Below are 11,862 nucleotides of genomic sequence, written 5' to 3'. Positions count from 1 at the left end.
ATGCCGATTGAAGTGATCCATGCATTTGGTTATCTCAAAAAGGCCGCCGCCATTACCAATCAACAACTTGGCACTTTGACTCAAGCTAAAGCCCAACTGATTGCCCAAGTGTGCGATGAGCTGATTGCGGGCGAACTCGATACGCAATTTCCCTTGGTTATTTGGCAAACGGGCTCGGGCACGCAAACTAATATGAACGTCAATGAAGTCATTGCCTATCGCGGCCATGTGCTCTCGGGTGGGCAACTCACCGATGCAGTTAAATGTTTGCACCCCAATGACGATGTAAATCGCTCGCAATCTTCCAACGATACTTTTCCCACCGCCATGCACATTGCTGCCTATCGTCAAGCCGTTGAGCTGGTTTTGCCCTGCATGAAGTCACTACAGCAGAGCTTGCAGGATAAGGCCGAGAAGTTTGCGCACCTAGTTAAAATAGGCCGCACGCATTTTATGGATGCGACACCGTTAACCTTAGGCCAAGAGTTTTCGGGTTACGCCGCGCAATTAAGTCATGCCCTCGAAGGCATTGAGCACAGTCTCAAGCGGGTGGCCGAGTTAGCCTTAGGTGCGACCGCCGTGGGCACTGGGCTGAATACGCATAAGGATTACGCCGTTAAGGTGGCGGACAATATCGCAAAACTCACGGGTTTGCCCTTAGTGACGGCGCCGAATAAGTTTGCCGCCCTTGCTGCCCACGATGAATTAGTCGCCCTGTCGGCGGCCTATAAAGTTGCGGCGGTCAGTTTAATGAAGATCGCAAATGATATTAGGATGTTAGGTTCTGGACCGCGCTGCGGCATCGCTGAGTTATTGCTGCCTGAAAATGAACCGGGTTCGTCGATTATGCCGGGCAAAGTCAACCCGACTCAGGTTGAGGCCATGACTATGGTGTGCGCGCAAATCATGGGCAATGATGTCGCCGTTAGCATTGGCGGCAGCAATGGTCAGTTTGAGCTCAATGTGTTTAAGCCGATGATCATCGCCAATGTGCTGCAATCGGGGCGCTTATTGGGGGATGCTTGTCAGTCGTTTAATGACCATTGCGTGGTCGGCATAGTGGCAAATGAACCTCAGATTGCTAAGCATGTGGAAAACTCACTCATGCTAGTGACAGCGCTGAATCAACATATCGGTTATGAAAAGGCCGCTAAGATCGCCAAAAAAGCCCATAGCGAACACAAGACGCTGCGCCAAGCGGCATTAGAACTTGAGTTTGTCACGGCAGAAGAGTTCGAGCTTTGGGTCGATGCCAATAAGATGTTGGGGCCAGATGTCTAGTGAAGGTAAAAAGCAGGGCGGGCTTCGCCCTGCTAGGACGCTGCAAAGAGCGCAGCTGCTAGAATCTAGAATCTAGAATCTAGAATCTAGAACCTAGAACCTAGAACCTATCTTAGTCTTGGGTGTCAGCGTCGACTACTTCAGCCCATAGATCGTGTTCATCTGAATGGGTGATGCGGGCACGAACTAACATACCAGGTTCCAGCTCAGTTTCACCATTGATAAACACCATACCGTCGATTTCAGGTGCATCGGCGAAGCTGCGGCCAATGGCGCCTTCTTCGTCTACATCGTCAATCAGAATGTCTAAGGTACGGCCAACGAAACGGGCTAAACGTTCGGCGCTGATCTCGGCTTGGACTTCCATAAATCTGTGGTATCTGTCTTCTTTAACATCTTCGCTGATAAGCTCGGCGATGGTGTTGGCGACAGCGCCATCCACTTCTGAATACTTAAAGCAACCGACGCGATCAAGACGTGCTTCTTTTAAGAAATCGAGCAGGATTTGGAAATCCTCTTCGGTTTCACCTGGGAAGCCGACGATGAAGGTCGAGCGGATCACTAGATCGGGACAAATTTCACGCCAGCGTTGAATCGCTTCTAACTGACGGTCAACACGGCCTGGGCGTTTCATCATCTTCAGGATACGTGGGCTTGCATGCTGCATTGGAATATCCAGATACGGCAGGATTAAACCTTCGGCCATCAGCGGGATCAGATCGTCAACCCATGGGTATGGATAGATGTAATGCAGACGCACCCAAGCGCCCATTTTACCCAGTTGGCGCGCTAGGCTAGTAATGTCTTGCTTGACTGGCATACCGTTCCAAAAATCGGTACGACCGCCTTTGTCTTTGCCGTAGGCCGAGGTATCTTGGCTCACGACTAGAATTTCTTGTACGCCTGATTCAACTAGACGCTTGGCTTCATCTAAGATGCTGCCCGCTGGGCGGCTGTCGAGATCGCCACGTAGTGAAGGAATTATGCAGAAAGTGCAACGGTTGTCGCAACCTTCTGAAATCTTCAAATAAGCGTAATGCTTAGGCGTTAACTTAACCCCAGTTTGTGGGATTAACGAGGTGAAAGGGTTGTGCTCTGGCTTAGGCACGTACTTGTGAACATGCTTCAACACCGCTTCGTAGCTGTGTGGGCCAGTGATTTCTAACACATCTGGGTGCACTTCGCGGATTTGGTTTTCTTTAGCGCCAAGGCAGCCAGTGACGATCACTTTGCCGTTTTCTTCTAAGGCTTCACGCACAGCATCCAGAGATTCTTCAACCGCAGCATCGATAAAGCCGCAGGTATTGACGATAACTAAGTCGGCATTGTCGTAGCTGTTAGTGACTTCGTAGCCGTCGATGCGTAACTGAGTCAGAATACGCTCTGAATCCACGAGGTTTTTTGGGCAGCCCAAAGACACGAAACCGATGCGATTCCCAGTGGTAACAGCATTAGTGCTTGCTGCTTCTAATGTTTTTACTGGGATATCAAGCGTGGTCGTTTGCTTGGGTTTAAAAGTTTCAACTGTCATGGTTTCTCGCTGAGGTTAGAGCAGCCTTAAAAAAGATGGCGGATTATACCTGAAGTGGTTAAAAGGTACAGTAGCTTTGGCTGAAAAGTGTACAACTGGGGCGCTGAATATGCCAGTTAACCCTAAGGCCTATTTTGGGTGTGGATATAGAGATATCCGCTAGAGATCCGCAGTCGAACTCATAGGGGTAAAAAGAGCTAAATATTTTTCAGAAAAATTAACCCTTTTTAAAATCCGCCGCGTTTATAGGGAGCAAGAGACAGTTTGTTGATGCTGTTACATATTGGTACAGGTATTGGCACTTTTTACTGATAGCCTAAGCGCTAAATAAGCGACACAGTCGTGTTAGCCGTCTCGTTTTGAATATGCGTTCTATTTGAAGTGGTTTAGCTATAAGCACATTATTTTGGAGTAAGTTATGAAAAATTCTCTTTTAGCGGTATTGGTAGCGGGTGGCCTTTTTTCGAGTACGTTTATGGCGCCAGCAGTACTCGCCGCTGAGGTCGATTTTCCCCACATTGAAACCATGGGTGTGAGCCAAATCCAAGTCGAGCCCGATATGGCGGATGTGAATGTGGAAGTGGCCGTGACCGAAAAAACCGCTAAAGCCGCCAAGGATAATTCCGATGCCGCCGTGGCTAAGTTTATCGCCCGTCTCACCGCAGCGGGAGTGACTAAAGACCAGATCCAGAGCGCGAATTTAAATCTTCAACCGCAATACGTGTATGTGCAGGATAAGGCGCCAGAGCTGACGGGTTACACCGCCAGTCGTCAAATTACCGTGACGGTAACAGACTTAAGCCGCTTAAATGCAATCTTAGATTCGGCTTTGGAAGAGGGCATGAATCGGGTGAATAACATCGCCCTTAAATCGAGCAAAGAAGCGGAATATGTCGCCAAGGCACGCCAAGCTGCAATTGTGGATGCCAAACAAAAAGCCGAGTCTTTGGCTAAAGGCTTTGGTGAAAATCTCGGTAAGATCTGGCAGATCCGTTATTACGATCAACGCCCTGTGCAACCTGTCATGTTACGCATGAGCGCTAAAGCCGATGCCATGGGCGCCGCCGAGAGCTATCAGTACGGCCAAGTGAGCATAGAAGATAGAGTTGAAGTGATTTATAAACTGAAGTAAATCAGTCAGAGGCATATAGTGATGGATGAAGCTCCTATTGGGATTCATCCATTTTTTTATGCCGTTTACAATCGTTTTATATTTTTGGAAATAGCATTCTTCACTCTATATGTGATGGATTTTATTAGGATGATGAACAGTAAAAACTGGCAAATTTAACCATTTATCCTCACACTAGTAAGGTGATGTTTAGGAGGCCGTTTATGGATTTTCCCGCTCAAATAAAGCAACAAACTTGCATGGATTGCTTAAGTGGTAAGTCATTAGGATTTGAAATTCGAATGGCATTTCAACCTATCATTCATTGGCCTAGTCGTGAGAACCACGGGTATGAGGCACTTGTCCGTGGGCCCAATGGAGAGGGCGCTGGATGGGTGTTTGAGCGGATTAACGAAAGCAACAAATACTATTTCGATCAGGCCTGCCGAGTTAAAGCGATAGAAACCGCCTCCAAACTGGGACTCGATAAGATGCTCAGTATCAACTTTTTACCTAACGCCGTATATAACCCTGAGACCTGTATCCGCGCGACGATTGAAGCCGCCGACATGTATGGGTTTGATATCCACAAAATTATGTTTGAAGTGACAGAGGGTGAGCAAATTGTCGATCGGGCGAAATTAGTCCGCATCTTCGAGAGTTATGCTAAGCGTGGTTTTATCACCGCAATCGATGATTTTGGCAGTGGTTTTGCTGATTTAAGTTGGTTGGATGCCCTGCGCCCTCAAGTATTAAAACTCGATATGACCTTGATCCGTGATATCGATGCCGATAAAGAAAAACAGCTGGCGGTGGATGAAATACTGCGTATTTGCCTAGAGCTTAATACCAGAGTTTTGGCCGAAGGGGTTGAAACCGAAGGTGAACTGAATTATCTCGCGGCTATAGGGATTGAGTATTTTCAGGGTTATTACTTTGCTAAACCTAAGCTCGAATATTTAACTACCTATGAAGAGCTGAACTTTCATGCACCATAGTCGTGCTCGTTCGACGTCTTAAACTATCTGGTTATTCTTCTGCTTTGTGTGTTTGCCATCGAATCTAAAATGGCGATATCGACACATCTGACTAAGCTTACTCTGACTCAAACAAAGGAGGTGTTATGAAACAATTTACAGCTTTAACCCTATTAGTATCTTGTTCCTTACTGCTAGCTAGCCCAGTATTTGCCCACGGTGAAATCGGTGAACCCTCGGATGGCGCCAAGGGAATGGCGGGTGCCATGGGCACCATAGAATTTAAACCCTCAGATTGGCAAGAGAATAAACAGAGCTGGTGGAAGGACAGTGATGGTGTTGCGCCCGGTGTTGCCGGTTGCCATGTCGGTACCGATGCACAAGGTGTGCCTAATGGCAGAGTGTTTGGTGAGGCGTGTTTGCCCGATGGCCTGTTAGTCGAATCTAACCCCGGCAAAGATGTAATACACGGTCACAGTGACGACTTAGGTCATCCTGATACCTTTGACTGTAATGCTTGGTGTGTTGGCGAAGGTAAAACTGCGGGTATGTGTGAAGTGGCCGCTGCGCCACCTTGCGAGCAATCCGCGAGATGTGCCTGCAAGTAGTTAATTGTGAGTGTGAGCTCGATGTGTGTTGTGAGTTCACTGCGATTTCATTTCTTTAGCTAACATATTCTTCTATCTGCGATTATCGCGCTTAGCGGCTCTCCTATCCAACATACTTATTTGAATCCTTGAGTGTACAATTGGCCGCTTTAGCTTTAGCCGTACTGAGCTGCGGGGCAATTGTTTGTTTATGATATCGGCTAACTGATATATCATGCGCCACCTAAAATTGCCCTTGTTACCTATTCGCTACTATGTCTTCCAACGCGCTCTATACCGATTTATCCGGCTATTACGATTTAATGTGTTCTGATATTAACTACCAGCAACAGAGTGCGAGCATTCATCGTCTGCATCAGTTCCTTGGCAATAACGGTAAACAACACCTTGATTTAGCTTGTGGTACGGGTCCGCATGTGCGGCATTTTATCGATCTTGGTTATCAATGCAGTGGCCTCGATATCAATCAGCCAATGCTTGACATGGCCATGCGCCGTTGTCCCGAAGCCCAGTTTAACCTCCAAGATATGACAGCTTTTTATTTAGAAGAGCGCGTCGACTTGATTACCTGTTTTTTATATTCCATCCATTACAGTGCTTGTATCGAACGGCTTAAAAGCTGTATCGCCAGCGTGCACAGTGCGCTCAATGACGGCGGACTGTTTTGTTTTAATACTGTCGATAAACACAGAATTGATAACACTACCTCGGTTAAGCATTTTGCCGAGTTTGATGGTAGTCATTTCGCCTTCGAATCCGGCTGGCATTACAGTGGTCAAGGCGAGAAACAGTCCTTAAAGTTGAGTATTGCCAAAAGCAGTCTGCCGTTTACTGAGGTGTCAGCTTCGCCTTTACCAGTCTCTGACATGAAAGGTTTAGGCTCGCTGGAAGCGGGGTTGCAGGCCGCAGGTTTGCAGGAAGTTGGCTTACAAGAACTACACAGCATTGAGCAATGGCAAGATCAACATGCCATGGTCGCGACGAGCTTCACAGAACTGCGGGAACTGTTAGCCCCCTATTTTGAAGTGCATGTTTTCGAACATGATTATGAAAGAATCGTCCCGTGGGATTTAGCATCCGGCAACGCGCTGTTTGTCTGCGTGAAGATTTGACCTTCTGTTGAAGGTTGGGCAACTCAAATGACTCTTCGCAACGTGGAAGGGCAAGGGCGATTCATTGGGTTTAAGTAAGGTTTGTTAGCCCTTAAAACAAAATGAGTCTTGGGTGCTCTGTCTTTTCAATTCTCTTTTCATACTTTTGTGATGATGGCTGGCGGCTGATTTCGTGCTTCAATGTACGGTAAAGCGAAAGCTATTGTTGATGGAATGACTGGCAGCATGGAGAGTTGATATGAAGCAACTAGCAGAAAACCTGTGGATCTTTGATGGTGAGGCCGTACCATTTTTTACCTTGCCCTATACCACTCGGATGACAGTGATCCGCTTAAATAATGGTGCTTTGTGGGTGCATAGCCCAATTAAACTCACCTCTGAACTTCAAGCACTGGTCGAGGCGTTAGGCGAAGTTCGTTATCTTATTGCGCCTAACCACTTGCACCACCTATTTTTAAAGGACTGGCAGCAACGTTATCCACAGGCCCAAAGCTTTGGCACCTCGGAAGTTCAAACAAAGCGGCCAGATCTCCATTTTGATGGCCTGTTCACCGCTCAATTTCATGCCATGTGGGCGGCTGATATTGACCAACTTTTATTTACGGGCTCTCATTTTATGCAGGAATGTGTGTTCTTTCATAAAGCATCGCGTACTTTGATTGTGACGGACCTTATCGAAAACTTTTCACCCGAATCTTTTAATGCCTTACAGCGATTATTGGCTCGCGGAGCGGGAATACTCGCTCCAAACGGTAAAATGCCCTTAGATTGGCGCTTAAGTTTTATGTTTGCTAAGACACAAGCGCGCAGTCATATTGATAAAATATTAGCTTGGGAGCCCAAAGCCATCATCATGGCCCATGGTCTTATTATCGAGAATGATGCAACGGCATTTTTGGAAAAATCATTTTCTTGGGTAAATAGGGAAGGATAATATTATTATTTTTGCCTCAATATCATTTTAGCGTTTAAACCGCTATACATTATCAGCGAATAAAAGGCGAACACTTTATAGTTGAATTCAGGAGTTAACTATCTGCAATATTATTTAAAATTAACCAGAGCGACATGAATGATGACTAATTTATAAGAGGCAGTAGGTTGATGGGATGTAGCGGGCTTGTGAATTTACTCCTTATCTATGAAATAGTTACAATGCAATAGGCAATAAATACATTCGCCAGAGTGGTTGCAACTTACAGCTATTAATATATAAGTGATTTTAGCTGTTATTTTTGACGGTTTTTCTTCATTTTAAATTATCTTGGTTAAGGTATAGCATTGATAGTAATGTTTTTTATTAACTTTCTTAAATCTATTTAGCTTGAGTTCGGTAAGTCTGGCATTACTTTTGTAATGTACTTAGCGTATTTAAATAATTAACTAGGAGTACATTATGAAAAATACCATTCTTACTTTGGCCGCCATTATTTCTTTAGCCTCTGTTAGTGTTTACTCTCATGCGGAGAATATGAAAAATAATGATGTCGCAGAAAATGGCATTTATGTTGGTGCTAACTATGGTTATTTAAAAGTTGATGGTAAAGATGACTTTGATGACAATAGCGATGTTATTCAAGGGCTTGTTGGTTATCGCTTTAACCAATATTTAGCTATCGAAGGCGGATACGTCAACTTCGGTGATTATGGCAATAGCCTTTCTAATGCAGAAACAGATGGTTATACCGCTGCGCTAAAAGTCTCATATCCCATTGTAGATCGCGTTGAGTTGTACGCTAAAGGTGGGCAACTATGGTATTCCACTGATTATGATGTGTTAGGTTTTTCTGGAAATAAAGATGATGAAGGTGTGTTCGCCGGTGCCGGTGTTGCATTCAAAGTCACAGACCGATTCTTAATTAATGCCGAGTACACTTGGTATGATGCAGGAATTACCGTTGAGAATGTTAGCAACGGTGCAGATACAGACACAGACTTTAAACAAGCAAGTTTAGGTGTTGAATATCGCTTCTAATTATTCTTTTTTGATATTTATAATTTAAAAATTGATTATCTAGGTGTGACACGCTAAGTGTCACACCTTTTTTACTTTGATTTTATTTTTATTGTAAAATTTATTTGGTTTCACTTATTTTAAATAAAGATCAAAGGCGTGGGGTTTCCCCCTTGGATGCTCGATGACCGAACTCATGCACTCTTTATTAAATAAAGACCTCTATTCGTCCTGCGGCAACTCCGAGGGGAGGTGAGTTTCTGTCGCCGCGGTATTGGCGTTGCTAAACCCGAGGTGACCATATATGTCCTTCTTTGTCTGTCATTGCGGCCTTACGGCCGAGGTGAATCAAAGTCGTGGGGCTTCACCCCACACCTGACCAAAAGGGGAAAAGCGCCTGTTCCCCTTTTGGAAATCCCCCGGCGTCCCTAGCGAAGTTACATGCATTAGTTAGTGGCTTCGTGCTTATTCGAAAATCGCTAACGCTTCCGATGGTACATCCTGTACCCCGAAAGCTAGCGAGGCATCCATGCCTCGCTCACGCGACTTTCTTCAACGCCCTTCAGTAACTTCGCAGGGGATGGAGAACTCCTGATACTGAGGTGTTCGTTGTTAATCCCGAAAGAGTTATGTATGTCCCATCTTTTCCGGTAAACCATTAACGACCGATACCCCGTTGTGAAAGGTGAATTATCGATTAGCACAAATTAGTTTTAACAAAATAGGACATTGCCTTGCTAACCCCGAGGTGACCATATATGTCCCATTTTTTTCATCAGCTATAGCAGCTTTGTTCTGTTGACCAAAGTTGCCACTGGCGTTTAACAAGCTCACGCATTGGCTTATCCTCATCCACTGGGTGGATATCTAAATCCTTTAAAGTCGCATCATATAAAAACTTGCCACCATATTCCTCAGCACGCAATGCTTCAGCAAACTGTTTCTCAGCTAACGCAGTATCAGCCAGTAATGCAAGTGCATAGGCTCGGTTACCCATGATAATTCCACTTGCCTTACCTGTTTGTTTATGATTTAAAGCCGAATTAAAGTGAGTTAGTGCCTCTTTAAATGTTAACTCTGCATCAATCTTATTTTGTTTAGCTAACTCTTCCTTCCCTCGACATAACAACTTAAATCCTAAAATGTTAAATCCATCTATCAACAGCTTAATTTGCTCAGGATCTGTTGAATCCCTTAATCGATGAACAGCCTCCTTATAAGTGAAAATCGCAGCATCTTTCAGTCCAAGTTCTTCTTGTGCTAAACCTTTGTTTAGGATTACTTGGGCTAAACGCTTCAGCATTTTTGGCTCTGTTGTATCATTAAAACGATTAATGAACTCATTGAATGTATTTAAGGACTCTATATTCTGCTTTAGCTTTGCTTGCGAAATCCCTTTATTTAGCAAAGCCGAAGCCAATTGGCCGATAAGCTCCATATCTTTTGAATCACCAAAACGCTTAACCACCTCGTCATAGGTGGCAATAGCACCTACTGTATTTCCTAGCTCAATTAGTAAGTTACCCTTGTTAAGTAAAGCTACAGCCACATGCTTTCTTATTTCCAAATTTTCGGAATCGCTAAAACGTTTTACCACCTCGTCATAGGCGGTACAGGCGCTATCCTTTTTATCTAACTCAATGAGTAATTTACCTTTATTGATTAATGCCACCGCTAAGCGCTCCATTTGTCTTGGCTCCGTGGAATTCCCAAAAAGCTTAAGCGCCATATCCAATGTATCAAGCGCATCTTCGCTTCTTTTAAGTACAACTTGAAGGATACCTTTATGAACTATCGCCATTAGCACCATATTTTGCAGCAGTGTATCTTCACTAACCCTAAATCTGCGAATAATGTCATCAAAAGAGGCAATCGCGGCATCGTTTTCTTCAAGTTCCTTTTGTATATTCCCAATAGAAAACAAAGCAAATGCTATTTGTAAACTGTCTTTCTGCACAATATCTTCTGACGCATCATTACGACAAATAACCTCGGCATAATTGCCTATCGCTTCAGTGTAATGCTTCAGTCCATCTTGAATTATCGCTTTATTTAATAACGCAGTCACAACACTCTCTTTCAGCCGAGGTTCGGATGAACTACCAAAACGGCGAACTATGTCATCATATATACCTATTGCATCTATAGTTAGGCCTTGGCTGTTTGTTCTACGAGCATTATTTAACAATGCGGTGGCAACCCTCCCATTAATTTCAGGGAATTCACTAATACTAAATCTATCCACAAGTTCATTGCTTATGGATAATGCTAAATCAAGTTTGCCATCCTTTTCATGTTCTTGGGCTCTATCTAGATAAGATTGCGCAATGAGTAGATCATTATGAGATTGAAAGTTAGCTTGTAACTCTTTAATTTGCTGTTCGAACTGCTCTCTCAAATGTTCGAATCGCCCCTGTTCATCCCTTACAAGAAGTTCAGTTTCTTTTGCAATAAGAGTCTTAGCCTCTTTGCTAGCTGCGGTTTTAGCTTCATATATCGCTCTATTTTTGGCGGAAAAACCTAAAAAAATTGCTCCAATTGTGATTATCAAGCCAAAGAGACTGAGCATAACGCCCCAAATATTCACAAACGAATTGATATCAGATATTCGATTGTCATAGCTTTTTGTTTCCCTTAACTGACTATCTGCTTGTGCAGCCAACTTCTCTTTCAGCTCCATCAGTTGTAATTGCAGTTGCTGGAGCTCCTTTTCTGCCTCTTTTACATCACTACTGGTCTGAGTTTGTTGCTGAAGCAAAACCTCTAACCGAGTGCTGCGTTCTTGCAATTGCATAATTTGTTGAATTACCCAAGACTGCTCCTGACTATCAGTTTTAACACTTTGTTTTACTGCATAAACTGTAGCGGTATGAAAGCTACAAATAGCAAAGAGTATACATAGTAGGTATGGGCGAAGTGGATACAATAGCGACACGGTGTTCCTAGTTAAACTGAAGGCATCAATGGACTTTAATTTATCAGAAAATCAGATACTAGCGAATAATAAGTGATACGCCCTATCACCTTCCCGTAAATTGCTAAATTTAACGAGCTACACATTGTTAAATTTTCTAAAAGTGATGGTAGGTATCACTCTGTTTGCTTTGCATTACTCTCAAGTAACACCAAAGCCTCAGAAGTACACCTTTCCCTGCGAAGTTGCTGAATGGCGTTGAAGGAAATAGCGTGACGCAGACAGGACGTCTGCGTAGCTTTCGGGGGGAAGGGACGCCCCATCGGAAGCGTTAGCTATTTTCGAATAAGCACGAAGCTAGTACCGAATGCATG

The 11,862-nt window shown here is 44.2% G+C and carries 9 protein-coding genes; 7 read left to right on the top strand and 2 right to left on the bottom strand.

The annotated features are described in order from the left end of the window. On the top strand, window positions 1-1,281 hold a 1,281-nt coding region (gene fumC, locus Q4Q54_RS15605; protein WP_311988912.1), incomplete at its 5' end, for a class II fumarate hydratase. Window positions 1,282-1,393: 112 nt separating this feature from the next. Here fumC and rimO read toward each other — a convergent pair. Continuing rightward, on the bottom strand, window positions 1,394-2,812 hold the full coding sequence (gene rimO, locus Q4Q54_RS15600; RefSeq protein WP_012088137.1) for a 30S ribosomal protein S12 methylthiotransferase RimO: 1,419 nt from the start codon (window positions 2,810-2,812) through the stop codon (window positions 1,394-1,396). Window positions 2,813-3,230: 418 nt separating this feature from the next. On the opposite strand from rimO, the gene Q4Q54_RS15595 reads away from it, so the two are divergent. The 6 genes from Q4Q54_RS15595 (at window position 3,231) to Q4Q54_RS15570 (ending at window position 8,595) form a co-directional block, all read left to right on the top strand. Further along, the gene (locus tag Q4Q54_RS15595) at window positions 3,231-3,944 is read left to right on the top strand and encodes an oxidative stress defense protein (protein WP_063884277.1); all 714 of its coding nucleotides are present in this window, start codon (window positions 3,231-3,233) and stop codon (window positions 3,942-3,944) included. Window positions 3,945-4,147: 203 nt separating this feature from the next. Further along, window positions 4,148-4,921, top strand: a complete 774-nt coding sequence (locus tag Q4Q54_RS15590; protein ID WP_311988911.1) for an EAL domain-containing protein — start codon at window positions 4,148-4,150, stop codon at window positions 4,919-4,921. 125 nt (window positions 4,922-5,046) lie between these two features. After that, on the top strand, window positions 5,047-5,508 hold the full coding sequence (locus tag Q4Q54_RS15585) for a hypothetical protein (protein ID WP_311988910.1): 462 nt from the start codon (window positions 5,047-5,049) through the stop codon (window positions 5,506-5,508). Window positions 5,509-5,762: 254 nt separating this feature from the next. Continuing rightward, window positions 5,763-6,620 (top strand): methyltransferase domain-containing protein, encoded by an 858-nt coding sequence (locus Q4Q54_RS15580; RefSeq protein ID WP_311988909.1) that lies wholly within the window; start codon window positions 5,763-5,765, stop codon window positions 6,618-6,620. 238 nt (window positions 6,621-6,858) lie between these two features. Then, on the top strand, window positions 6,859-7,554 hold the full coding sequence (locus tag Q4Q54_RS15575) for a DUF4336 domain-containing protein (RefSeq protein ID WP_259511453.1): 696 nt from the start codon (window positions 6,859-6,861) through the stop codon (window positions 7,552-7,554). 462 nt (window positions 7,555-8,016) lie between these two features. Then, window positions 8,017-8,595: a porin family protein gene (locus Q4Q54_RS15570; protein WP_012088141.1), complete on the top strand. Its 579-nt coding sequence runs from the start codon at window positions 8,017-8,019 to the stop codon at window positions 8,593-8,595. A 754-nt stretch (window positions 8,596-9,349) separates the two neighbouring features. Here Q4Q54_RS15570 and Q4Q54_RS15565 read toward each other — a convergent pair. Continuing rightward, a complete protein-coding gene (locus tag Q4Q54_RS15565; RefSeq protein ID WP_311988908.1) occupies window positions 9,350-11,509 on the bottom strand; it encodes a tetratricopeptide repeat protein in 2,160 nt (719 codons plus the stop codon). Window positions 11,510-11,862: the final 353 nt, after the last annotated feature.

The sequence above is a fragment of the Shewanella sp. SP2S2-4 genome (assembly GCF_031932025.1).
Classification (GTDB): Bacteria; Pseudomonadota; Gammaproteobacteria; order Enterobacterales; family Shewanellaceae; genus Shewanella; species Shewanella baltica.
This window is presented reverse-complemented; position numbering and strand designations above follow the sequence as displayed.